Annotated in this window: 13 protein-coding genes and 1 pseudogene; 7 read left to right on the forward strand and 7 right to left on the reverse strand. The window is 65.3% G+C overall.

The window, feature by feature from the left end; translation table 11 throughout:
* The first annotated feature begins 17 nt into the window (after nt 1-17).
* A complete protein-coding gene (locus DGI_RS12455; protein ID WP_021761451.1) occupies nt 18-1538 on the forward strand; it encodes a glycosyltransferase family protein in 1521 nt (506 codons plus the stop codon).
* Nucleotides 1539-1685: 147 nt separating this feature from the next.
* Here DGI_RS12455 and clpB read toward each other — a convergent pair whose 3' ends face one another.
* The 4 genes from clpB to DGI_RS12475 all read right to left on the reverse strand — a co-directional run bounded on the left by clpB (nt 1686) and on the right by DGI_RS12475 (nt 6940).
* Complete coding sequence (gene clpB / locus DGI_RS12460; protein WP_021761452.1) at nt 1686-4307, reverse strand: ATP-dependent chaperone ClpB; 2622 nt, start codon at nt 4305-4307, stop codon at nt 1686-1688.
* Between the two features lie 45 nt (nt 4308-4352).
* On the reverse strand, nt 4353-4673 hold the full coding sequence (locus DGI_RS12465; RefSeq protein WP_021761453.1) for a chaperone modulator CbpM: 321 nt from the start codon (nt 4671-4673) through the stop codon (nt 4353-4355).
* Nucleotides 4674-4685: 12 nt separating this feature from the next.
* Complete coding sequence (locus DGI_RS12470; RefSeq protein ID WP_021761454.1) at nt 4686-5675, reverse strand: DnaJ C-terminal domain-containing protein; 990 nt, start codon at nt 5673-5675, stop codon at nt 4686-4688.
* A gap of 176 nt (nt 5676-5851) precedes the next feature.
* Nucleotides 5852-6940 carry an adenine nucleotide alpha hydrolase family protein gene (locus DGI_RS12475; RefSeq protein WP_034607135.1) on the reverse strand — a complete coding sequence of 363 codons (1089 nt, stop codon included), beginning with the start codon at nt 6938-6940 and terminating at the stop codon, nt 5852-5854.
* A gap of 359 nt (nt 6941-7299) precedes the next feature.
* On the opposite strand from DGI_RS12475, the gene DGI_RS12480 reads away from it, so the two are divergent.
* Both DGI_RS12480 and DGI_RS12485 read left to right on the forward strand, forming a co-directional pair.
* Nucleotides 7300-9051, forward strand: coding sequence for a methyl-accepting chemotaxis protein (locus DGI_RS12480; protein WP_021761456.1), 1752 nt, complete (start codon nt 7300-7302; stop codon nt 9049-9051).
* Nucleotides 9052-9181: 130 nt separating this feature from the next.
* Nucleotides 9182-11359, forward strand: a complete 2178-nt coding sequence (locus DGI_RS12485) for a malate synthase G (protein WP_021761457.1) — start codon at nt 9182-9184, stop codon at nt 11357-11359.
* Between the two features lie 317 nt (nt 11360-11676).
* Here the strand turns inward: DGI_RS12485 and DGI_RS12490 are convergent, their stop codons facing one another.
* On the reverse strand, nt 11677-12180 hold the full coding sequence (locus tag DGI_RS12490; protein WP_021761458.1) for a MarR family winged helix-turn-helix transcriptional regulator: 504 nt from the start codon (nt 12178-12180) through the stop codon (nt 11677-11679).
* 176 nt (nt 12181-12356) lie between these two features.
* Here DGI_RS12490 and DGI_RS12495 point away from each other — a divergent pair, with 176 nt between their 5' ends.
* The 4 genes from DGI_RS12495 to DGI_RS12510 all read left to right on the forward strand — a co-directional run bounded on the left by DGI_RS12495 (nt 12357) and on the right by DGI_RS12510 (nt 24149).
* Complete coding sequence (locus tag DGI_RS12495; protein ID WP_051286340.1) at nt 12357-13592, forward strand: efflux RND transporter periplasmic adaptor subunit; 1236 nt, start codon at nt 12357-12359, stop codon at nt 13590-13592.
* The gene (locus tag DGI_RS12500; protein WP_021761460.1) at nt 13585-16815 is read left to right on the forward strand and encodes an efflux RND transporter permease subunit; all 3231 of its coding nucleotides are present in this window, start codon (nt 13585-13587) and stop codon (nt 16813-16815) included. Before DGI_RS12495 ends, DGI_RS12500 begins: the two co-directional genes overlap by 8 nt.
* A gap of 150 nt (nt 16816-16965) precedes the next feature.
* The gene (locus DGI_RS17390; RefSeq protein WP_021761461.1) at nt 16966-21900 is read left to right on the forward strand and encodes a CheR family methyltransferase; all 4935 of its coding nucleotides are present in this window, start codon (nt 16966-16968) and stop codon (nt 21898-21900) included.
* Between the two features lie 98 nt (nt 21901-21998).
* Nucleotides 21999-24149: an EAL domain-containing protein gene (locus tag DGI_RS12510; RefSeq protein ID WP_051286342.1), complete on the forward strand. Its 2151-nt coding sequence runs from the start codon at nt 21999-22001 to the stop codon at nt 24147-24149.
* A 27-nt stretch (nt 24150-24176) separates the two neighbouring features.
* On the opposite strand, the gene DGI_RS19625 is transcribed toward DGI_RS12510, so the two are convergent.
* Together DGI_RS19625 and DGI_RS19630 are read right to left on the reverse strand one after the other, a co-directional pair.
* The gene (locus DGI_RS19625) at nt 24177-24557 is read right to left on the reverse strand and encodes a methyl-accepting chemotaxis protein (RefSeq protein WP_268742063.1); all 381 of its coding nucleotides are present in this window, start codon (nt 24555-24557) and stop codon (nt 24177-24179) included.
* 106 nt (nt 24558-24663) lie between these two features.
* Nucleotides 24664-25935, reverse strand: a pseudogene (locus DGI_RS19630) (HAMP domain-containing protein); the annotation flags it as partial.
* Nucleotides 25936-25988: the final 53 nt, after the last annotated feature.

Genomic DNA, 25988 nt, shown 5'->3' on the forward strand with positions numbered 1-25988 from the left:
TTCTCCATACTCGTCCCATGCCCCGACTGCAACGCCCGCACCGCCTGCGAATTCTGGACGAGCTCGGCGCACCGCGCACCCTGCTGGACACGCCGGACCAGTTCACCTTCCTGCGTGGTCACGGCCGGGCGCTGTGTCTGCTGGGCCTGGGGCCGGACCCCGCCGCCGCCCTGCAGGCCCTGCCGGAACACTGGCGGCAGGCACCAGCGACGAGCACGGTTGTCGAATCGCCGGATTTTTCCGCACAGATGCCGCCGTCCTGGCAGGATTCCCTGCCGGCCCACTGGCGATGCATCCCCCCCGAGGCCATTGATCCCCATGCCGATCTGCAGGTGTACACGCCTGCAGCGCGGCTGTTCCCCTCCTTCTGGGGGCCGCTGCTGGCCCGAATCTCCCTGGCCAGGCAGCCGGCTGCCCGGGCCGCCCGGGCCGCGGTTCCCGCGGTGAGCCTCCCTGGCGGGGACGGTGATCTGCTGCACCGGGAACTGGAAGACGCCGCCCGCCGCCTGGGCTTCGCCGTGACGCCGCAGGCCGCCTCTGCCCGCGAGCTGCTCCGGCACTGCCGGCCGGCCCTGGTCCTGAGCGTCAACGGCCGCGGGCTGGATCCCTGGGGCGAGGACTTCCACCTGCTGCGCGCCGCCGGCGTGCCCGTGGCCATCTGGTGCGTGGATACCCCCTGGCATGTGCTCGCCCGGTGCAAGGCCGCGTGGTGGAAGCAGGCGGCGCTCTTCGTCACCGACCATACCTTCATCGACGACCTGCGCCGGCGCGGCGCGCAACAGGTGCAGCATCTGCCCCTGGCCGGCTGGCCCGAAGGCTTTCTGCCTCACGGCGAACACCATGCAGAGCTGGCCGGGGCCGGTCTGTTTGTCGGCAGAACGGCCTTTCCCAACCGGGACGCCTTCTTCGCCGGCCAGCGCCTGCCCGATGAGCTGCTGGCGACGGCCCAGGCCATGCTGGATGTCGGAGAGCGGCCGGATTTATGGTGGTGGATGGACAGATTGCAGATCCAGGATCGCTGGCCCGGCACGGCCGTGCGTCAGGCCGGGCTCGGTGCCGCCCATGCCGGGCTGGCCTGGCGGGTGCGCTGCCTGCACGCGGCACTGGAGGCCGGCCCCCTGGCCGTGGCGGGCGATGCCGACTGGGCCGCCCTGCTGCCTGCCGCTGCCGGCCTGCGCCTGCTGCCCCCCGTGGACTATTACGGCCCCCTGGCGGCCATGTATCGGGACGCCGCCTGGGTGCTCAACGCCACCAATCTCCTGCTCCCTGCAGGCTGCACGCAACGGCATTTCGATGTCTGGCTTGCCGGCGGCCTGCTCCTTACCGATGCCCACGCCGGGCTGTCCATCTTTCCCGAACGGCTGGTCCGCCCCATCACATTCCGCACGGCCCGGGAGATTCCCGCCCTGATCAAACGCCTGCAGGCCACCCCCCGAGAAGCCGACGCCCTGCGCCAGGCCTGGCAAGACGAGCTCTGCGCCCGCCACCGGTACACGCACCGGCTGGAGACGGTGGTGCAGGCCTGCCTGGCATCATGAAAAAAACGTTTTTGGAAAAGAGGACCAGGGGAAGAACCCCCTTTCAAAAGACTTTTTTATTGTGATTTAAGGTCACTATCAAAGTTTTGNAACCTTTTGCAAAAAGGTTTCCTCTCTCGCAACATCCTTCTTCAAAATTAACATGCCCTATTCGACGACTTCGGCCTTGTGGGTGAAGACGAGCTTGTCTTCGGCCGTCGTGATGTCAATCTGGTCCCCGTCCTTCCACTTGCCCATGATGAGTTCCCGGGCCAGGGGCGTTTCCACATGCTGGGTGAGGAAGCGCTTGAGGGGCCGCGCGCCGTAGATGGGGTCGTAGGCGGCATCGGCAATGAGATCCCTGGCCGCCTCGTCCATGGCAATGGCGATCTTGCGATCCTCCAGCCGCCGCCTGAGGCCTCCGAGCTGCAGATCGATGATGCGCTTGATCTGGGCCTTCAGCAACGGCTTGAAGAGCACGATTTCGTCGATGCGATTCAGAAACTCCGGCCGGAAGTGCCCGCGCAGCTCGCCCAGCACGCCCTCGCGCACGCCTTCGCGATACTGCCCGACGGCGTCGATGCCCTCCAGCATGCGGTGCGCGCCGATGTTGGACGTCATGATGATGATGGTGTTCTTGAAGTCCACGGTGCGGCCCTGGCTGTCCGTCAGGCGGCCGTCGTCCAGGATCTGCAGGAGCGTGTTGAACACGTCGTGATGCGCCTTTTCGATTTCGTCGAAGAGCACCACGGAATACGGCTTGCGGCGCACGGCCTCCGTGAGCTGGCCGCCTTCCTCATAACCGATGTACCCAGGGGGCGCACCGATGAGCCGGGCCACGGTGTGCTTTTCCATGTACTCGCTCATGTCCAGGCGCACCATGTTGTCTTCGGTGTCGAAGAGGGCCTCAGCCAGGGTCTTGCAGAGTTCCGTCTTGCCCACGCCCGTGGGTCCCAGGAAGAGGAAGGAACCGATGGGGCGATGCGGGTCCTTGAGTCCGGCCCGGGCGCGCAGCACGGCGTCCGCCACGGCCTGCACGGCTTCGTCCTGGCCGATCACCCGTTCGTGCAGCTCGTCGGGCAGGCGCAAAAGCTTCTCGCGCTCGCCTTCCAACAGTCGGGACACGGGAATGCCCGTCCAGCGGGCGACGATGGACGCGATGTCGTCCGGCGTCACCTCCTCCTTGAGCAGGCGGGAGGCGCCTTCGGTCGCGCCGGTTCTGCCCTCGGCCTGGGCGAGCTGCTTTTCCAGGTTCAACAACACGGAATACTTGAGTTCCGCGGCGCGGTTGAGATCGTACACGCGCTCGGCTTCCTCGATGTCCCGGCGGGTCTTTTCGATCTGCTCCTTGACGCCGCGGACGTCGTTGATGCCGCTCTTTTCGTGCTCCCAACGGGTCATCAGGGCGGTCTGGTCTTCCTTGAGATCGGCCAGTTCCTTTTCCAGCTTGCCCAGCCGGTCACGGGAGGCGTCGTCCTTTTCGCGGCGCAGGGCCTCGCGCTCGATCTCCAACTGCATGATCTTGCGGTTGATGGCGTCCAGCTCCGTGGGCAGGGAGTCGATTTCCGTGCGGATCATGGCCCCGGCTTCGTCGATGAGATCGATGGCCTTGTCCGGCAGGTTGCGGTCGGTGATGTAGCGATGCGAGAGCACCGCGGCTTCCACCAGGGAGGCGTCGGCAATGCGCACGCCGTGGTGCACCTCGAAGCGTTCCCGCAGGCCGCGCAGGATGGAGATGGCGTCCTCCACCGACGGCTCATCCACCACCACGGGCTGGAAGCGGCGTTCCAGGGCGGGATCCTTTTCGATGTGCTTGCGGTACTCGTCCAGGGTGGTGGCGCCGATGCAGTGCAACTCCCCGCGGGCGAGCATGGGCTTGAGCAGGTTGCCGGCGTCCATGGCGCCCTCGGCCTTGCCCGCGCCGACGATGGTGTGCAGCTCGTCGATGAACAGAATGATGCGCCCCTGGCTCTGCTCCACTTCCTTGAGCACGGCCTTGAGCCGCTCTTCGAACTCGCCACGGTACTTGGCTCCGGCGATGAGCGCGCCCATGTCCAGGGCAAAGAGCGTCTTGTCCTTCAGCCCCTCGGGCACGTCGCCCTTGAGGATGCGGTGGGCCAGACCTTCCACGATGGCCGTCTTGCCCACGCCGGCCTCCCCGATGAGCACGGGGTTGTTCTTGGTGCGACGGGAAAGGATGCGCACGCAGCGGCGAATCTCCTCGTCGCGGCCGATCACCGGGTCCAGCTTGCCCTTGCGGGCATCTTCCACCAGATCGCGGCCATACTTGGACAGGGCCTCGTAGGAGGCTTCCGGGTTGTCCGAGGTGACACGCTGGTTGCCGCGCACCTGGGTGAGCACGGCCAGGATCTTGTCCGGCGTCAGCGCGAACTGCCTGTGCACGCGGCCGGCCCCGGTATTGGGGCCTTCTTCCAGGACGGCCAGGAACAGATGCTCCACACTGACGAACTCGTCCTGCATGCGCTTGGCGATGTCCTGCGCCCTGACCAGCACCTGCGAGCAGCGGCCGGTGATGCCAATCTGCCCCGGCTGCGCCCCGGGACCGGAGACGCTGGGCAGCTTCTTCAGTTCCGCCTCCACGGCGGCAACGTAGGCAGCAGGGTCGAACCCGGCCTTTTCCAGCAGCCGGGGCACCAGCCCCTGTTCCTGGGTGGCCAGGGCATGGAGCAGATGCTCCACATCCACCTGTTGCTGGCCGCGACGCACGGCCTCCTGCTGGGCTGCAGCCAGGACAGCCTGAGACTTTTGCGTGAAGGTGTTCAAATCCATACTTCTTTTGACTCCTTCAAAAAGTGTCCAACCCGCGAACGGGCGTTACGGCAGATTGCTGAGTTTTTCGAAGTGGCGGATGCGGGATTCCAGAGTCTCCACGCGTTCCAGCAGGTCCACCACAATGACGCCGGCAATGGTGGACATCTCAAAATCGAGCATCAGTCGCTCCAGCTTGCGGATGCGGTACACGTCGCGCAGGGGAAAGAGATAGCCCCCGCAGGAGGTGCGTTGCGGAGAGATCCAGCCCAGATCCACCAGCTCGCCGATGCGGCTGGGGTGCACGGCCGTGGCTTCCAGGAACTCGGCCCAGGCCAGCAGGTGCGACTTGGCGGGGGGGCCGCCGGCAAAACGGTCGATATCCATGCGGAGCCTCCCTTATTCCTCCCGCGGTGCAAACCGCGACATGCGCGCCAATTGTTCCCACAGCGCCTGTTCTTCCGCATTCAACTGCTTGGGGGATTTGATGCGGATTTTGACCAGCTGGTCGCCCTTTTCCGCACCGGCGCCCAGGCCCCGGCCCTTGAGCCGGAACTTGCGGCCGGAGTCCACCCCTGCCGGCACGGCCAGTTCCACGGAACCGTCCAGGGTGGGCACAGGGACCTTCGCGCCCAGGGCGGCTTCCCAGGGAGCCAGGGGCAGATCCAGCACCACGTTCACGCCATCCAGATAGAACTGCCGATGCGGCAGCACGGCCACCTTCAGAAAGAGATCGCCGGCCGGCGCGCCGTGGGTGCCGGGATTGCCCTGGCCGGCAAGGCGGATGCGCGCGCCTTCCTTGATGCCGGAGGGGATGTTCACCTGCAGGGTCTTGATGCTCGGGGCCTGACCGGGCAGGCGCTCCTGCAGGGTGATGGTCTTGGGGCCGCCGCGCCAGGCTTCTTCCATGGTCAGTTCCAGGGTGGCTTCGGAATCCGCGCCGCGCCGGGGCCGGCTGTGCCCGAAGGGATCTCCCGAGCTGCGGAAGGTGCGGCTGCCGCCCATGCCGCCGGGCCCGCCGAAGAGCGTTTCAAAAAAGTCGCTGAAGTCCCCACCATTCATATTGGTGAAGCCGCCCATTCCACCGGGGCCACCGGGGCCACCACCAGGGCGGAACCCGAAGTGCATGTTCTCGAAACCTGGAGGCGGCTGGAAATCCTGGCCGTGCTGCCAGTTTGGCCCCAGCCGGTCGTAGAGCTTGCGCTTTTCCTCGTCCTTGAGAACTTCGTAGGCCTCGTTGATTTCCTTGAACTTGGTCTCGGCGGTCTTGTTGTCCGGGTTGAGATCCGGATGGTACTGCCGGGCCAGCTTCTTGAAGGCCTTGGCGATCTCCTCTTTGGGAGCCGTCTTGGAGACGCCGAGAATCTGATAGTAGTCCTTGTATTCCACTGTGCTCCTCCGCTGCTGCGGGGTCATTGCCCATCGCACTCCACACCGTAACCAGCGCACGGCGACTGTCAATCCTCTGACAGCAAAATAGCCGAATCGCGGCGGGGGAATGAGATCACGGGTTCAGGATAGCAGATGTCTGCGAAAATGGGGAGAGGGAGAAAGGGAGCGACGGATCAGCCAAAGTCGTCCAGCACCTGGCCGGCGGTCTTGCACAGGGCGCGCTTTTCTTCCAGAAACACCGCAAAGGACGGGTCCAGCCAGCCGATGGACTCCGGCGGCTGCGGCATGGCGATGACGGTTTCCTGATGGCCTGCGCCACACACGACCACCGCCGCCTCTTTTCGTAATTCCTTCACCTTGCTGGAAAATGACAACACCGCCGCCGCGGCCGTGCGCACGGTTTCGGCTGTCCAGCGCAGGCCCGGCCACTGCCGGCCCAGGCCCAGGGGGCCGGGCATGTCCCGCAGGGTAAACACCAGATCCTGCGGACCAGCCAGGGCCTCCAGCCGCTCGTTGGCCTCCCGGTTGCGGCCGATGGCCAGCCAGTGCTGCCCGTTCCAGAACTGGCGGCCGGCATTGGCGATGTGAAAATCCACGGGCGACGGCGCAGGCACCCGGCGCAGCACCGGCCAGTAGCGACGCACGCTTTCCTTCTCCGCCAGCAGGCATCCCCCGGCCGGAGTGGGGATGCTGGTGATGCCGAGCTCCCGCGCCAGGGTCAGCTGCCCGCTGCGGCCGCGGCCCCAGAAGTCCCTGAGCCGGGCGCGATCCAGGATGCCGGCCTCCTCCACCGGGGTGGGGGCAAGTTTTTGCGCGCACAGAGGCCGCACCAGCAGATCACGCACGCCGGCTTCGCGGGAGATGATGTCCAGGGCATCGCGCCGCTGGCTCATGGGCCGTTGCCCCAGCACCTCGCCGGAAACGATGCACTGCGCGCCGTATTCCGCCAGGAGCTGCCGGGCCCTGGCAAGCATGAGGATCTTGCAGTCCACGCACGGATTAAGATTCTTGCCGTAGCCGTGGGCCGGCCCGTCCAGCAGCAGACGCACATAGGCATCGCTCACATCCACGGGCACGAGATCCAGGCCGTACATTTCCTGCCAGGCAGGCAGCAGCTGGGGTTTGCCGAAAAAAGGACTGACGAAATGCAGTCCGGTGACGCGCCGACCCTGGGCCAGAACCAGTCGCGCGGCGAGCACGGAATCCAGCCCGCCGGAAAACAACGCCAGGGCATGAAAAGAAGAGGGGGACACGAATGGCATTACGCCAGCCTACCACAACCGGGGCATGGAGAAAAGTGGCCGGCCAGGCCCCTGGCCGGCCGCCACCGCGACATTGATTTTGACAATAATGTTTACCATAATCCGCATTGCCCATGGCGCAACCACACGCGGCGGCATGAAAATATAGGGCGAAACCCTCCGGACACCCCTGATCCAGCCCACCAGCCCCAAGGAAGCAGCAACCAAATACCATTTAACCGATCAAGAAAGAGAACTTCTTGCGTCAACACGGGAAAGTCTCCCGGACATGACGATACTCTTCAGGGTGGATATTTGACACTGCGAGACACTTCAGCGTAAAAATCGCCACCTGCATTGTCTAACACCGGGGGGCCACCATGAAACTCGCCACAAAGCTCGCATCCAGCTTTGCGCTGCTCATCCTGCTGCTATGCGGCCTGGGCTTGCTCTCCATCCGGGAGATGGGGAACATCAATACGGCCAGCCACGAACTTGCCGCAAATTGGCTGCCCAGCATCAAGGCCATTGCCGAAGTCCGCGATCTGACCTCCGTGTTCCGCAGGCTGGAGATGCTCCACGCCCTCACCCTGGATCACAAGGGCCGGCAGGCCATCGAAGCCCGCATCGAGGAGGCCCGAGCGAAGCTGGCGACGGCCATGCAGCACTACGAGACCCTGCTCTCTTCTGCAGAAGAACGCGCCCTGTATCAGGAGTTTCAAGACCGCTGGCGCGAGTACCTGGCCATCAACGTCAAGGTGATGGAATACTCCAGAAAAAACATGTACGATCGCCTGGCTGCGCTCGTTTCCGGCGACTCCCAGACCGCCATGCGCACCGCCCAGGCCGTGCTTGAGAAATTGACGGAAATCAACAATGCCGGTGGCGCCGCCTCCGCAAAGGCAGCCGGCGAGGCGTTTACTGAGGGCAAGCAGCTGGTGCTCATCGCCCTGGCGCTGGCCCTGGTCCTTGCGGCGGGGCTGGCCTTCTGGCTCACCCGAAACGTGCTGGGCCAGCTTGGGGTGGATCCCGGTCATCTGCACGCCGTGGCCAACGAGGTGGCCGGCGGCAACCTGGACGTGCGCTTCGACCCTCCCGCCGGCCATGGCGTGTACGGCGTCTTCATCAAGATGGTGGACAATCTCAAGGCCAAGATCGCCGAGGCGGACCAGAAAACGCAAGACGCCGCCCGCCAGACCGAGGCTGCCTGCAAGGCCACGGCCGACGCCGACGCCGCCAGATGCCAGGCCGAACGCGCCCGGGCCGAAGGCATGCTCCACGCCGCCCAACAGTTGGAAAACGTGGTGGAAGTCGTGACCTCGGCATCCGAAGAATTGAGTGCGCAGATTGAACAATCCAGCGCCGGCGCGGACGAGCAATCCGCCCGTGCGGGCGAGACCGCCACGGCCATGGAGCAGATGAACGCCACAGTGCTGGAAGTGGCCAGAAACGCCGGCGAGGCCTCGGACACCTCCCTCAAGGCCCGCAGCAAGGCCGAGGAAGGCGCGCGCGTGGTGGGCCAGGTGGTGGCGCACATCGGCCAGGTCAAGGCCAATGCGAGGCAGTCCCTCAGGGACATGGAAGCCCTGGGCGCGCAGGCCGAGGGCATCGGGCAGATTCTGGGCGTCATCTCGGACATTGCGGACCAGACCAACCTGCTCGCCCTGAACGCCGCCATTGAGGCCGCCCGGGCCGGAGACGCCGGCCGCGGCTTTGCCGTGGTGGCCGACGAGGTTCGCAAGCTGGCCGAAAAGACCATGACCGCCACCAAGGAAGTGGGTCAGGCCATCCACGGCATCCAGCAGGGCGCGCGCACAAACATCGAAAATGTGGGTCTGGCCGCCAAGGCCATCGAAGACATGACCGCCCTGGCGGACACGTCGGGCGAGGCCCTGGCCCAGATTGTCACCCTGGTGGATCTGGCCGCGGATCAGGTCCGCTCCATCGCCACGGCCGCGGAACAGCAGTCCGCCACCAGCGACGAGATCAACCGCAGCATCGAAGGCGTGAACCGCATCGCCGCGGAAACTGCGGACGCCATGCGCCAGAGCGCCACCGCCGTCACGGAACTGGCCCGGCAGGCGCAGATCCTCAAAACCCTCATCGAGAACATGAAATCCGAAGGCGCGTGACGCCACACCGGCCCATACCGGCCTGGGCCCAAATTTCACCCCCCAGGCGGCTCCCTTGTGCGAAGGCCCTGCATTGGGCTACCCTGCTCCAGGGCCTGTCCAATTCGCATCATCCACAAAGGAGCCTTCCATGACAGATCGCACGTCCGCCCACGGCCTGGACATCTCCACCCCGCTGGCGGCCCTCATCGAAGACGTATGTGCCGACGTGGGCGTGCCCGCCGCCCGGTTCTGGACCTCCCTGGCCGATCTCGTCCGCTCCCTGGGGCCGCGCAACCGTGAGCTGCTGGAGATCCGCGACACCCTGCAGGCCAGCATCGACGCCTGGCACCTGGCGCAGAAGGGGCAGCCCGTTGATCCGGCAGCATACCGCCGCTTCCTGGGAGAAATTGGCTACCTGACGCCGGAAGGGCCGGATTTCTCCATTGAAACCGACAAGGTGGACCCGGAAATCGCCACCATCGCCGGGCCGCAGCTGGTGGTGCCGGTGACCATCCCGCGCTACGCCCTGAACGCCGCCAACGCCCGCTGGGGCAGCCTGTACGATGCCCTCTACGGGGCCGACGTCATCCCCGAAGACAATGGCCAGGAAAAGGGCACGGCGTATAACCCTGCCCGGGGCGCGGCCGTGGTCCGGTATGTAAACATCTTTTTGGACCAAGCCTTTCCCCTGGCCGCGGGCTCCCACGCCCAGGCCGCGGCCTACCGGGTGGAGGACGGCACCCTGCTGGTGCGCATGCAGGGCGGCACGGTCTCCATGCTCAAGGACCCCGGCCAGTTCGCAGGCCACCTCGGCGCACCCGCCGCGTCCATGATCCTGCTCAAAAACCACGGCCTGCACTGCGAGTTGCGCATCGATCCCGCGCACCCCATCGGCCGCGCCAGCCCGGCCGGGGTCAAGGATGTGGTCCTGGAAGCGGCCATCACCACCATCCTGGATTGCGAGGATTCCGTGGCCTGCGTGGACGGGCCGGACAAGACCCAGGCCTACGCCGCCATCCGCGGCCTGCTGCGCGGCGACCTGACCGCCAGCGTTCCCAAGGGTGACACCACGGTGGAACGTCGCCTGCAGCCCGATCGCACCTGCACCGCCCCCGACGGCACCCCCCTGACCCTGCCCGGCCGCAGTCTGCTGCTCATGCGCAACGTGGGCCACCTGATGACCACCGACGCCGTGCGCCTGGACGGCCAGGACATCCCCGAAGGCATGCTGGACGCCATGGTCTGCGGCCTGCTGGCCCTGTACGATCTCAACCACCTGGGCAGCGTGGTGAACAGCCGCACCGGCTCGGTGTACATCGTCAAGCCCAAAATGCACGGGCCGGATGAGGTGGCCTTCGCCTGCCAGATTTTCGCCGCCGTGGAAGAGGCCCTGGGCCTGCCGGCGCGCGCCCTGAAAATCGGCATCATGGACGAAGAACGCCGGACCACGGTGAATCTGAAGGAATGCATCCGCCAGGCGAAAGACCGCGTGGTGTTCATCAACACCGGATTCCTGGACCGCACCGGCGACGAAATCCACACCAGCATGGAAGCCGGCCCCATGGTGCCCAAGGACGCCATGCGCGGCGCCGCCTGGATGGCCGCCTACGAGGACTGGAACGTGGATGTGGGCCTGCTCTGCGGCATGCACGGCCGGGCCCAGATCGGCAAAGGCATGTGGGCCAAGCCGGATCGGCTGGCCGAGATGGTCTCCACCAAAATCGCCCACCCCAAAAGCGGCGCCAACACGGCCTGGGTGCCCTCCCCCACGGCGGCCACCCTGCACGCCATGCATTATCATCTGGTGGACGTGGCCGCCCGGCAACGCGAACTCCTGGGGCAACTGGCCATCGCCCGCCGCGCCCGCCTGGACGAGCTGCTGGAAATCCCGGTCATGGAAACCATGGACCTCACCCCCGAGCAGATTCAGCGCGAGCTGGACAACAACGCCCAGGGCATCCTGGGCTACGTGGTCCGCTGGGTGGATCAGGGCATCGGCTGCTCCAAGGTGCCGGACATCAACAATGTCGGCCTGATGGAAGACCGCGCCACCCTGCGCATCTCCAGCCAGTATCTGGCCAACTGGCTGCATCACGGCGTGTGCACGCCGGCCCAGGTGGAAGAAACCCTGCGTCGCATGGCCGCAGTGGTGGACGCCCAGAACGCCAACGACCCCGCCTACCGGCCCATGGCCCCGGATCTTGACGCCAGCGACGCCTTCCAGGCCGCCAGGGCGCTGATCTTCCAGGGCCGCACCCAGCCCAACGGCTACACCGAACCCACCCTCCACGCCCGCCGCCGCACGGTCAAGGCGAAGACGCAATAGAACGCTTCAAGGCTGTCGGGGGAAAACCTTTCTAAAGAAAGGTTCTTCCCCCGAACCCCCTTTCCAAAGACTTTTTATTGTGATTACGGGATACTGCATCATTGCGTCAACCATGCGTTGCTCCAACCTGCCCCTGCACCACACCAAAACGCCCCGTCCGGAGAATTCCCGGGCGGGGCGTACTCGCGCCACAAAGCCGCAGCAGGTGTCCCGTCATGGACTCTTACGGGCAGGGAAGCTCTTGGCGCTGCCGCATCTTGAATCATTGCTGCGGACTCTGTGACAGACAACACCACCAGGGTCGGCAGCGGCGTGGTTCAAAACTCCTCCGTGCATTCGTTTGCATCCAGGCGCACCTTGGACAGCAGGGCGACAAGCGTCGCCAGCTCCTCGCGCGTCAATCCGGCCAGCACAGCAGCCTGATGCCTGAACATGCCGGGCATGATCTCGTCGAGCATGGCGCGGCCGGCGGCCGTGAGGGCAATGCGCACCACGCGGCGGTCCTGTTCGTCCTGCACGCGCTCCACCAGCCCGTCGCGCACCATGCCCGAAAGCAGGGCAGAAATGGTGGGATACGAGACGCTGGAAAGCTCGGCCAGCCGGCACACCGGCAGGTACTCCTCCTGGCTGAGCAGGGCCATGACCAAAAACCGGCCGTATGAAAGGCCGTTGCGGGCCAGGCGACGTTCGGCGCAGCGATGCAGGGTGCAGCCCGTGCGCAGCACGTGCAGGTAGGCTTCGGTCACCTCCAGGTCCATTTCCGGATACTGGGCGGACTTCTTGAGCAAATGCTGATAGCTGGGCAGCTCTTTCAGGATCATGGCATCACCTTTTTGCAACTAATAATTAGGGTACTAAATGTTATGCGCCTCAATAATATGCCCCCGGCATTTCCGCAAGCTCCCCAATTGGGCGCTTTTTCTTGCGGGAGACGCCGCGACGGGGTATGCATGTCCAAACTGCCATCAGAGCGAGGCGCCGTGTGCAGATAAGACGCATGTTCCAGAGTGCCGGCCCGTTCATCGGGCCTTTGGTAGGGCTGCTCGCGGGGATGATCGCCGGCAGCATGCTGTTTGGCGGATCCAAAGACGTCTCCCCCCGGGATGACGTCCCGCGCGCCGCACCGCCCCTGTCCGAGGAACACCCCCTCACCGTGACGGCCCACCGCCAGCTGGTGACGGACTGGTACGAAGCCGTGGGCGCGGTGCAACCCCGTGAAGAAACCGATGTGGAGGCCCTGGTGACGGCCCGGGTGATGGAGGTGCGCGTCAACCCCGGGGATGCCGTGGCCAAGGGCGACGTGCTGGCGGTGCTGGACAGTCGCCAGCTGGCCTCCCGTCTGGCCCAGGCCGAGGAGGAACGCGAGGGCGCCAGCGCCAGCGTGGCCCAGGCTTCCCAGGGCGTGCAGGCGGCCCAGGCCTCCTTTGATCGCGCCACCTCTCACTATCGACGCATCAAATCATTGTTTGGCGGCAAGGCCGTGGCTGAAAGCGAACTGGACCAGGCCGAGGCCGACTATCTACGCGCCCAGGCGGGGCTGGAGGAGGCCCGCAAGCGTCTGTCCGCGACGCAATCTGCCCAGGCCAGGGCACAGGAGGCCGTGGAAGAGGCGCGCATCCATCTGAGCTATTCCACCATTGTGGCCCACGAGGCCGGCGAGGTCTTGCGCCGCCATGTGGATCCTGGCGGGCTGGCTGCGCCGGGCAAATCCCTGCTTTCCATGCGCACGGGAGCCAGCCTGCGTCTGGAAGCCCAGGTGCGCGAAGGGCTCATCGCCCAGATACGGCCCGGCATGGAACTGCCCGTGCGCATCCCGGCCCTGGATCTGGAAACCGTGGGACTGGTGGACGAGGTGCACCCATCCGCCGATCCTGCCACCCGCACCTTTGTGGTCAAGGCCGTCATCCCCCCCAACCTGAATGTGCATCCCGGCATGTTCGGCCGTTTGCTCATCCCCGTGGCCCGGCACGAAGCCGTGCTGCTGCCGTACCAGGCCGTGCGCCGGGTGGGCCAGCTGGAGATGGTGCGCACCAAGGCGACAGACGGAGCCGCCCCCTGGCGGACCATGTACGTTTCCACAGGGCAGGCCAACGCCACGCATGTGGAAATCCTCGCCGGCCTGACGGGCGGGGAGCTGGTGGCCCTGCCCCTTTCCCTGCCCGAGTCCCTGGCCCTGCCCCTCGCCGACACCCCGACCCACGCGAATGGCACCGGAGCCGACGGCAATGGCTGAACATCATCCCGAGACGCCTCCCTCCCCCCCGGCCGAAGATTTCGGCTTTGTGAGCCGCGTCACCGCTCCCTTTCTGCACGGACTCGGCGCGCCGCTGCTCATCGCCTTTGCCCTGTGCCTGGGCGCGGCGGCCGTGCTGCTGACGCCGCGGGAGGAGGAGCCGCAGATCGTGGTGCCCATGGCGGACATCATGGTCCGCGTGCCCGGGGCCTCGGCCCTGGAGGTGGAGCGTCTGGTGACGACGCCGCTGGAACGCATCCTCTGGCAGATCAGCGGCGTGGAGCACGTCTACGCCATGGCCCGGCGGGACATGGCCATGGCCACGGTGCGGTTTTTTGTCGGGGAGGATCGCGAAGCCTCCCTCATCAAGCTGCACAACGCCGTGCAGACCAATCTGGATCTGGTGCCGGGCGTCGTCATGGATTGGTCGGTCAAGCCGCGGGAAATCGACGATGTGCCCATCCTCGTCCTGGTCCTGCACTCCGACAGGTACGACGACCACGCCCTGCGCCGCATGGCCGAGGAGTTGTTCCATCGCCTGGCTGCCGAAGAGGACGTGAGCAAACTCTTTCTGGTGGGCGGGCGGCCCAGGGAGGTGCGGGTGGAGCTGGCCGCCGAACGCCTGGCCGGCTTCGGCGTGACCATTGAGGACGTGCTGCGGACCCTGCGCAGCGCCGACGCCGCCGTGACTGCCGGCAGCGTCACCCGGCAGAACACCACCTTTTCCATCACGGCGGACGCCTTTCTCCTCCAGCCGGGCGACCTGGGGCAACTGGTGGTGGGCGTGCGCGAGGGCCGGCCCGTGACCCTCTCGGACGTGGCCGCCATCGTGGAAGGTCCGGCCGAACCCGTCTCCTATTCCCGCCTGGGCACCTCCGGTTTTCATGGCGATGCGGCGCATCCGGCCGTCACCCTGGCCATCGCCAAGAAGCCGGGAGCCAACGCCGTGGCCGTGGCCCAGCGGCTGCGCGAACGTCTGGGCGCCCTGCTCCCCTTGTTGCCGGACGACGTGGCCGTGGAAATCATGCGCGATTACGGCCGCACTGCCCAGCAGAAGGTGGATGAGCTGCTGGCCTCCCTGGTCTTCGCCATCGGCACGGTGGTGGCCCTGCTGGCCGTGACCATGGGCCGGCGAGAGGCCCTGGTGGTGGCCGTGAGCGTGCCGGTGAGCTTCTCCTTCGCCCTGTTCTGCTCCATGCTCCTGGGGTACAGCATCAACCGCGTGACGCTCTTTGCCCTCATCCTGTCCCTGGGGCTGGTGGTGGACGATCCCATCACCAATGTGGACAACATCCAGCGCCACATCCTCAAGGGGGTGCGCCGTCCCTTCGAGGCCACCCTGGCCGCCCTGCGGGAGGTGTTGCCGCCGGTGCTGCTCTCCACGGTGGCCATCATCATCAGCTTTGCGCCCATGCTGTTCATCACCGGCATGATGGGCCCGTACATGGCGCCCATGGCAGCCAATGTGCCGCTGGCGGTGATCTTTTCCACCGTGGCCGCCCTCACGGTGGTGCCGTGGCTCTCGTATCACCTGCTCAAGGGACTGGCCCCCGCACCCGGCGATCCTGCCCGCCCGACGGAAGGAAATTCGGGATCGGACGCCACGCCAGCCTGGATTCGTCGGACATATCATGCCCTCATGGCCCCGCTGCTGGGCGCGGCCTGGCGACGCTGGGCACTGTTTGGCGGCATCGGCCTGCTGTTGATCGCAAGTCTGGCCCTGGCCGCCTTCCGTCTGGTGCCTCTGAAGATGCTGCCCTTCGACAACAAGGACGAACTGCAGCTGGTGCTGGATTTTCCCGAAGGCACGAGTCTGGAAACCACGGACCGCGCCCTGCGGGACTTCGAGGACTTCCTGGCCGGCGTGCCGGAAATCGAAGCCTGGACCACCTACGCCGGCACGGCCTCGCCCATCGACTTCAACGGCTTGGTGCGGCAATACTATCTGCGCGATCAACCCCATCAGGCCGACATCCGCATCCGCCTGTCCTCCAAGGACCAGCGGCCCATGCAAAGCCACGCCCTGGCCCTCAGGATCCGACGGCCCCTGGAACAGCTGGCCGCCAGCCACGGCGCGGCGCTCAAGCTGGTGGAATCCCCCCCTGGTCCGCCGGTGCTGGCCACGGTGGCGGCAGCCGTCACCGGCACGCCGCAGACCAGCTATGAGACGCTCATCGCCGCTGCCGGCGAGCTCATGGGCCTCATGCGCGCCGAACCCGGCGTGACGGACGTGGACGCCAGCTTCCTGGACGCCACGGTGCGCCGCAATTTCGTCATCGACAAGCAGAAGGCCGCCCTGCACGGCGTCACCTCCGCCGCCATCACCGAGACCCTGCGCACCGCCGTGGGCGGGACCACGGCCGCCGCGGTGCACTTGGCCGAGGAACGCCAGCCCCTCGCCGTGCAGGTGATGCTGCCCCGGTGGCAGCGCGCCAGTCTGGCCAGCCTGACCAGCCTGCCCGTGCGGGCAAGCTCCGGCGCGGTGGTGTCCCTGGGCGAGCTGGGCCGCTTCGAGACATTGCCCGAGGATCAGCCCATCCTGCACAAAAATCTGGAACGGGTGGTGTGGGTGTATGCCGAAATGGCCGGCCGCGCCCCCGGCGAAGCGATCCTGGATCTGCAGGCAGCCCTGCGGCAATCCCCCCTGCCGCCGGGAGTGCAGGTGGACTTTGCCAGCGAGGGCGAATGGCAGATTACCCTGCAGGTGTTCCGCGACCTGGGCCTGGCCTTTGGCGCGGCGCTGCTGGGGATCTACATCTTGCTGATTCTGCAGACCAATTCATTCTCCCTCCCTCTGCTGATCATGACGGCCATTCCCCTGACCCTGCTGGGCATCCTGCCAGGGTTCTGGATGCTGAACGCCTTTTTCACCCAGGAGGTGGGCGGCTTCTCCACCAACATCTTCTTCACGGCCACGTCCATGATCGGCATGATTGCCCTGGGGGGCATCGTCATCCGCAACAGTGTTGTGCTGCTTGAGTTTATTGAAGATTCCTTGCGCCAGGGTCTGGCATTGCGCGAAGCCATCCTGGAAAGCGGCGCCGTGCGCTTCCGGCCCATTGTGCTCACCGCCCTGACCACAGCCCTGGGCGCGTGGCCCATCACCCTGGATCCCATCTTCTCCGGCCTGGCCTGGGCGCTCATTTTCGGACTGGCGGCGTCCACGGCCTTCACCCTGGTGGTGGTGCCTGTGGCGTTCTTCATGTATCGCCGCGGCGCATGATGGCCCGCCATATACCGCCAAAACACCAATCCATGCGCGACACGATCCAGAGCCCCATAGATTTTTTCGTACACTCAGGATAGCATGTCTTCCATTCATCGCACGCTGCCAGCAATTGCCGGGGCAGCAAGCATAGGGGATGTTGCAATCTTGACCACGCCTGCCTGTTGCACCATGGCCGACCGCACCACGGCCTGCCGCATCGTGGGGCTTGGCGCTTCCGCCGGAGGGCTGGAGGCGCTGGAGGAGTTCTTTCAGCACATTCCCGAGGCCCCCGGCTGCGCCTTTGTGCTGGTGATGCATCTGGATCCGCATCACAAGCCGCTGCTGGCGGAACTGCTGACCCGCCACACCCATCTGCAGGCGCTGCAGGCCGAAGACGGCATGCCCGTTGCGGCGAACCACATTTACGTCATCCCGCCCAACTCGCTGCTGACCCAGGAAAACGGCGTGTTGCAGCTGACTCGCACGCCAGTGCGGCGCAACATGCGGCACCCCATCGACGACTACTTCGCCTCCCTGGCCCGTGACTGCAAGGATGCCGCCGTGGGCGTCGTGTTTTCCGGAGCCGGCAACGACGGCGCCGTGGGCCTGAAGGAAATCGGCGTGGCTGGCGGCATTGCCATGGTGCAGGAGCCGGCCACGGCCCGCTTCGACAGCATGCCCCTTTCGGCCCTGGCTGCCGGGGCGGCAGATGTGGTGCTGCCTCCGGCCCAGCTGGCGGAACGGCTCATGGCCCTGCTGCGCCGCACCACGCCGACCTCGCTGGAAGCTGCAGCGGCCTCGTCCGCAGAGGCCTCCCCGCCCGATCCTTCCCTGGATACGGTGCTCTCTCCCATGCTCATCCGGCTGGAACAATCCACCGGCCTGGCCTTCACCAACTACAAACGCACCACCCTGCTGCGCCGCATCGACAAACGCATGCGCCTGCGGGATGTGAACAGCCTGGTCGAATACCGTGACCTGCTGGACCAAGAGCTTGAGGAAGCCATGGCCCTGGCGCGGGAGTTGTCCGTCAGCGTCACCAGCTTTTTTCGCGATGCGGACGTCTTCGCCGCATTGGAACAGGACGTGCTGCCCGAGCTGTTCGCCCCGGGCAAGGAAACGGAAGACCTGCGCATCTGGGTTCCCGGCTGCGCCTCCGGCGAAGAGGCGTACAGCATTGCCATCCTGTTGCAGGAATACATGCGCCGCCACGCCGTGCGCAAGAAAATCTCCATGTTTGCCACGGACATGGATGACGCGGCCATCGCCAGGGCCCGGACCGGGGTATACCCGCAAAGCACCGTGAACGACCTGCCCGGCACGCTGCTGCACCGCTATTTCCTGTTCCAGAACGGCGACTACGCCGTCAGCTCCATCCTGCGCAAGATGATCGTTTTTGCCCGGCACGATCTCTTCGCCACGCCCCCCTTCTCCCGGCTTGATCTCATCAGCTGCCGCAACCTGCTCATCTATCTGACGCCGCAGGCCCAGGGCATGCTGCTGCCCCTGTTCCATCACTCCCTGCGTAGCGGCGGGCATCTGGTGCTGGGCGTGGCGGAAAGCCTGGGCGAACACGCCCGGCTCTTCGAGCCGGTGCATGCCAAATGGAAGATTTATCGCCGGCGGGAAGTCCCCACCCCGACGGCGGAATATCCCTTCATGCTCAAAAGCGCTCCCCTGGACGAAAGCACCTTCAAAAAACTTGCCGCCGCGCCGCCGCGGCCGGACGTCCCCCAGCTGTTCCAGCAAGCACTGCTCAAGACCTTTGCCCCGCCCAGCCTGCTGGTGGACGAACGCGACACCATCCTGCACATGGAGGGAGATCTGTCCCCCTTCCTGGAGCTCCCCCAGGGCCGCTTTTCCAACGAGGCGGTGCGTCTGGTGCGCCCCCCGTTGCGGCTGCCCCTGCGCAATGCCTTGCGCCAGGCCCGCCGGCAGAAGACGCTGGTGGTGGCGCACGGCATCAGCCTGTCAGACCGGCCGCAGACGGTGGTGGAGGTGCAGGTGCACCCCATGCAGGAAGAATACTGCCAGGAATCCTGTCTGCTGGTGGCCTTTGTGGAGCGTCTGCGCCCGACGAACACGCGCGAATCTGGCGTAGACTTCGAGTCCGCCTGCTGCGAGGCCCACGACGAACTCATTACTCGTCTGGAAGAGGAATTGCGCATCACCGGCGAGCAGCTGCGGCTGGCCGTGCAGGATCTGGAGGCGTCCAATCAGGAGCTCATGGCGTCCAACGAAGAACTGCTCTCCATGAACGAGGAACTGCAGTCCTCCAACGAGGAACTGGAAACCTCTCAGGAAGAGCTGCAGGCCCTCAACGAGGAGCTGACGTCCGTCAACACCGAGCTGCAGGCCAACATCCAGGCCCTGGACCGTTCCAAGAGCGACATGGAAAACCTGCTCCGGGCCACGGACATTGCCACCGTGTTTCTGGATTGCCAGTTGATCATCCGGCAGTTCACGCCCGCGGCCAGCGCCATGTTTCATGTGCTGGAAAGCGATGTGGGCCGGCCGCTGGAGCACTTCGCCAACCGCCTCCAGGGGCTGGATGTGCCGGCCATGGCCGCGACAGTGCAGGAAACCCGGCAGCGTATGGAGTGCCTGGTGCATTCGGACAATAGTGCAGACGCCGAGCGCCGCACCTATCTTTCCCGCATGTTCCCCTACTGCAGCACTGCGGGCGAGATGGACGGCCTGGTGCTGACCTTTGTGGACATCACCGAACGGCAGCGCATGGAGGACGAGCTGCGCAGCCATCGTGACGAGCTGGAACGCCTTGTGGCGGAACGCACCACCCAGCTGGCGGAACGGTCCGCCCAGCTGCGCACCCTGCTGGACCACTTCCCCAACGGCTCCGTGCTGCTCTTTGATCAGGACCTGCGCTATCTGGTGGCCGCCGGGGAAGCCATGCACATCATGGGCATTGCCAGCAGCGACCTGGAAGGCAAGACCCTGTACGACCTGCAGGCCGACGGCGTGGTGGAAGCGCTGGAGCCCGTATACCGCCAGGCGCTGGCCGGGGAAGGCTCCCGCCAGGACGCCGAGTTTCGCGGCCAGATATTCGATGTGTGGGTGCTGCCCGTGCGCAGCGACGCCGGCGCAGTCATCGCCGGCATGGTTATGACGCAGCTGGTGACGGAACAACGGCGCATCCAGCGCGAGTTCGCCGAATCCCTGGACCGTTTCAAGAAATCCTTCCGCGCCAGTCCGGCCTTCATGCTCATTTCCACGCTGGAAGAGGGGCGCATCGTGGAGGTCAACGACGCCCTGTGCGCCATGACCGGCCATTCCCGGCACGACCTCATCGGCCGCACCTCCCTGGCCATGGGCATCCTGCCGTCTGTCGAAGAGCGCGAAACCTTCGTGCGGGCCCTCAAGGCCTGCGGCTCCCTCACCCAGCAGGAACTACGCATCGGCACCCGGCAGGGGACCATCCTCTCCACCATCATTTCTGCGGAACTCATCGAGCTGGAGGGCAAGCCGCACATTCTCACCGCGGGCATGGATCTCTCGGAGCGCATCCACCGCGAAAAACAACTGCAGGCGGTCATGGATCACGTGCCGGCCGCGGTGTGGATCGCCCACGATCCGCAGTGCGCCACCATGGAGGGCAGCCGGGCCGCGCTGGAGCTGTTGCGGGTGGCGCCGGGAGCCAACCCGTCCAAGTCTGCCTTATACAATCCGCCCGTGCACTTCCAGGTCTTCAAGGATGGCCGGGAGCTGCTCCCCCACGAGCTGCCCATGCAACAGGCCGCCCTGCTGGGTCTGTCCCTGCATGAGGAGGAGCTGGACATCGTGTTCGAGGACGGCGAGGTGCGGCATATCATGGGCAATGCCGTGCCCCTCCTGGACCGCGACGGCCGCGTGACGGGCGCCGTGGGTGCGTTTCTGGACATCACCGAGCGGGCGCAGATGGAGCGCCGCCTGGAGGAGGCCCGCGCCCTGGCCGAGGAAGCCAACCGGGCCAAGACCGCCTTTCTGGCCAATATGAGCCACGAGCTGCGCACGCCCCTGAACGGCATCATGGGCATGGCCCAGCTGGTGCAGATCAGCACCCTGGAGCAGGAGCTGCAGGAACAGGCGAACATGATCATTGAGGCCTCGCGCCATCTGCAGTCCATCATCGACGATCTGATGGACATCTCGCAAATCGAGTCCAACCAGATCAAAATCCGTCCCTCAAAGACCAGTGTGCGCGAGATTTTGCACCGGCTCATGGCCATGCACCAGCCCGAGGCCGAGCGCAAGGGCCTGGCCCTGCGCTGCCGGATCGACGACGACGTGCCCACCGCCATCCAGGTGGACGGCAAGCGGATCTCCCAGATCCTCAACAACCTGATGAACAACGCCCTCAAATTCACCGAAACCGGGCAGATAGAGGTGCACGTGCACACCGCAGACGGAGGGGAGACGCCCCGGCTGCGCGTGGCAGTGCAAGATACCGGCATCGGCATTCATGCGTCCCAGCACGAGGCCATCTTCAAGACCTTTTATCAGGTGGAACAGAATCTCACCCGCTCCAGCCAGGGCACGGGGCTGGGGCTGTCCATCTCCCAGCGGCTGGCCGAACTCATGGGCGGAGGCATCCGGCTGGAAAGCGTCCCGGGCCGGGGCAGCCTGTTCACGCTGGACCTGCCCTGCCAGGTCAGCCCCACGGAACACGCCCCCCTGCCACCGGTCATGGACCCCAACCAGCTTGGCACCCAGGGCCTGCACGTGCTGGTGGTGGAGGACAACAGCGTGAGCCGGCTGTTCATGACCACCATGCTCAAGAAATCCGGCTGCACCGTGGACGAGGCCACAGACGGCCTGGAAGCCGTGGAGCAGGTGCGCAGCACGCCCTACGACGCCGTGTTCATGGACATCCAAATGCCACGCCTCAACGGCCTGGACGCCACACGCATGCTGCGCGCCGACGAAGACCCCCGCGTGCGCGCCTGCTGCATCATCGCCCTCACGGCCTATGCCATGCCCGAAGACAAGCAGCAGTTCCTGGATGCCGGCATGGATAGCTTCCTCTCCAAGCCCGTCACCTTCCAGGAACTCCACGCCGCCTTGCATGCTGCCCTGGAACACCGGGAAAACGCCAACAGATAACCCCGGATCAGGATTTCACTTTCTATTTTTATACCCGTGGGCTATGCAAGGCCGTCACAGCAGGAATTTGCTCTATACGATGGAAACTGCAGGCCGACATGAACAAAGCGGGTCGATTGCTTCTCCGGGCCATCGAATTTGCTGATGCCCATGAGAACCGTCCCTTGCTGCTGGTGGTGCAGCGGGGGTTGTCGCTGGTGCTTCCCTTGATCCTGGTGGGTTCTCTGGGGCTCATGTTCCAAAACGCCCCGTTCGGGCTTGGCGAACTGCTGGAGAGTACGCTCGGCCCTTCGTGGAGCACCCTGTGGGATACGCTGGTAAGCGGCACCTTCGGCATCGCTGCCCTGGCCCTTTTGTGCGCATTTACCGGCAGCATGGCCATGCTGCACAATCAACAGCGGATCGGCCCGTTTGTCAGTCCCTCCCTGGCCATCGTGGTGGTCATGTCGTGCGCGTTCGTGCTCATCGCCCCCCGGGAACCTGCCGAGTGGGAAAACATCTTTTATATCAACCGCAGTTTTTTGTTGTCGCTGGCTGTCAGCATTGCCGGCAGCACCCTGTTCCTGCGCCTCTCCAGGCTTCGCGCGCTGCAGCTTCCCATGACCACGGTGGGGCACGACCCCGTGGTGCGCGATGTCCTGACGGTGATGCCGGCCGGCATTGCCGCCATTTTTATTTTCGGCGTGGCGCGAATCCTGCTGAACTTCATAGGGATTCCCGATGTGGATGAGGCAGTGCGCGCCCTGTTGCTTGCGCCCTTTGCCCAGGCTTCGGACACCCTGGGGTTCGGCTTGGCGTATACGGGCATCACGCAACTGCTGTGGCTTGTGGGCATGCACGGACCGCACATGCTCTCCGGCGTGGAAGAACACATCCTCGTGCCGGCAGCCCAGGCCAACATCGCCGCGTGGCACGACGGCGCAGCCCCCGTGTTCATCTTCACCAAGCCATTCTTCGACGCCTTCACCCGCATGGGTGGGTCCGGCTCCACGCTGTGCCTGATCATTGCCATATTCCTTGGCAGCCGAGACACCGGCAGCCGCAAATTGTGCCGGTTCGCCCTGCTGCCCGCCCTATGCAATGTCAATGAACCTTTGCTGTTCGGCATCCCGCTGGTGTTCAATCCTGTCTATTGCATCCCGTTTCTGTGTGCTCCCCTGCTGCAGACCGTAACGGCCTACCTGGCCACGGTTCTGGAGCTTGTCCCCCGCACCGCCGGCGAAGCATTCTGGACCACGCCCGCCCTTGTGAGCGGGTACGCGGCCACGCACTCGCTGGCTGGTGTGGCCATGCAGGTGGTAAATCTGGCCGTCGGCGTCTCCATGTACCTTCCTTTTGTGCGACTGGCAGACACCATGCAGGAACGCCGGGGCAAGCGCGTGCTCAGTGCCTTGCAGCAGGCTGCGGCCTGCTGCCACATTGGTCCTGGGGGGCGAAAATGTCTGGATTTGCCCGGCGAAGCAGGCCGCCTGGCCAAGGCGCTGGCCAACGATCTGGCCGCAACCCTGGACAGGCATGACCAGCTTTTTCTTGTCTACCAGCCCCAGCTGCACGGGACGCTCCATCGCATCACCGGCGTGGAAGCCTTGATCCGCTGGCGACATCCTGTGTACGGGTTCATCGCCCCGCCCGTCATCATCGCTCTGGCTGAAGACGCCGGCTTCATCGATAAACTCGGCCTGCAAGTGCTCGCCGACGCCTGCGCCCTGCGCGCCGCCTGGGTGGACAGGGTGCCGGACGATCTGCGCATCTCCGTCAATGTGTCCCCGCGCCAGCTCCTGCATCCGCATTTTCCAGAAAATGTCCTGGCAGTGCTGACAGACGCGGGCCTCGCGTCACATCTGCTGGAGCTTGAAATCACCGAATCCTCGGTGCTTGAGCCAAACCCCCACATCCTGGAGGCGCTGAAGACATTGCAGGGACAGGGCGTGCGCGTGGCCATTGACGATTTCGGCATGGGGCATGCCTCGCTTCGATATTTGCGGGCATTTCCTGTGGATACCATCAAAATAGACCGTTCCCTGACCCTCGACTACGGCGCCAGCGTCAACGAACATATCGTCCGCAGCATCGTGGAGCTTGGCCAGGCCATGGGCATCTCCACCGTGGTGGAAGGTGTGGAACAGCACACCCAGCTTGAACGCTTTCTGGCGCTTGGCTGCTCCATTTTCCAGGGGTACCTGTTCAGCCGGCCACTGCCGGGCGAAGAGTGCCTGCACTACATCCGCACGCAGCCATCGCGTGACTGACCCGGCAAGAGGGACACGCGCGTTTTCTCAACGCCGGCCAGTCTCGGTCTTGAGGTCATCCACAAGCCTGCGCAACCGCTGCCCCTGGGACGCCAGCTCGCTCACGGCCTGGGCGCTCTGCTGCATGGAATCCGAGGCCTCCGACGAGAGGCGCTGCACGGCTTCGATGTTTCGGGCGATCTCTTCGCTGGCGGCAGACTGTTCCTCCGAAGCGGTGGCGATGGAGCGCACCTGATCCGTGGTCTGATCCACCAACGCCACAATTTCCTTGAGCGCCCGGCCGGAGGCGTCTGCCAGACCAGTGGCCGCAGCAATGGTGGCGGCAGCCTTTTCCACGTTGGCGATGTTGGTGGATGCCCCCTGCTGGATGCCGCGAATGGCCGTATCCACCTCGCGGGTGGCCTGCATGGTTTTTTCGGCCAGCTTGCGCACTTCGTCGGCCACCACGGCAAAGNGCTGCCTCAATGGCGGCGTTCAAGGCCAGCAGGTTGGTCTGGTCCGCAATATCCGAAATAACGCCCAACACCTGGCCGATGCCCTCGGCCTTTTGGCCCAGGTCGGCCATGTCCGTCTTCAGGTGCTGGGAATGGGCGCTCACTTCCGTCACCCCGGCCACCACGCGGCTTACCACCTCGGCCCCTTCCACGGCCTTGCGGCGGGCGGCATCGGCGCTGTCTGCGGCCACGGAGGCGCTCCGGGCCACTTCCAGCACGGTGGCATTCATCTCCTCCATGGCGGTGGCGGCTTCGGTGATGCGATGGGATTGCTGCGCGGCCCCCTGGCTGGACTCCTCCACCTGGGCGGCCAGTTCTTCCGATGCCGAGGAGACGATGCCCACCACCTCCTCCAGCCTGTCCGCCGCCTGCAGCATGCCCTTGGCCATGGCGCGTTCCGCTTCCTGACGGGCCTGCTCGGCCTGCTGTGTGGCCTCCGAGGCGGCCCGGGCGGCGAGGCGGGCTTCCTCGCCCTGTTGTGTGGCCTGCTGCAGGGACTGCTTGAGGCTGGCCACCATGACGCGCAAGGCCTCGGCAAGGCGGCCTGTTTCGTCACTGGAACGCACCGTGATCTGGCGATCCAGATCACCGCCGGCCACGGCCTGGGCAAACTCCAGCGTGGCCTGCAAGGGCGTGAGGATGCTGCGGGCAATGATGGTGAAAAACAACCCCACCGTGAGCAGCACGCCCCCGCCCACCCACATGCTGGTGGACACGGCGGCGGCAACATCCGCCTCCAGCGCGGCGCTGGCGGCAGTGAGCTCCTGGCGGATGGAATCGGCGATGGTGTCGAGGCATTCCAGAACGGCATCGGCATGATCGTCCACCACATCGTCGATGCGCTCGAAGGCCTCCGCGGCGGCAGCGTCCGTGCTGCGGCCATGGGTGCGGATAGTGGCCGGCAGTTCCACCGTGACGCCCTGAATGAGCGCCGGCAGGTGCTCGCCAAACTCGCGCACGGCGCGGCGTTCTTCCTGGGTATCCGCAATCTGTTGCAGCAGCGTCTGGCTGCGCGTGAGGTGGTCGGCTGCGCTGGTGATGGCCTGCATGCGTTCGGGCGCGATGTCTCCCTCATGCTTGTCCACAATGGCGTCCATGGCCGCCAGCGTCATCTGCAACAGCCCGGTGCGCATCTCCTGCACCGCGTCCAGCTGCTCCAGGCGCATGGCGCTGACCTGCGTGGAGGCGGAGACCCTGGTGCTGGTGTAATACACGTCCCCCACCAGAAAACACACCGCCAGACCAATATACAGGCCAAGGATCGCCAGTCGCATGGCAATGGACACGCGCATAAGACACCCCCCGTTGCAGGTTGAATCGGTTGGTGCAACCGGAGCAGATCATG

Source organism: Megalodesulfovibrio gigas DSM 1382 = ATCC 19364 (assembly GCF_000468495.1).
GTDB classification, from domain to species: Bacteria; Desulfobacterota; Desulfovibrionia; order Desulfovibrionales; family Desulfovibrionaceae; genus Megalodesulfovibrio; species Megalodesulfovibrio gigas.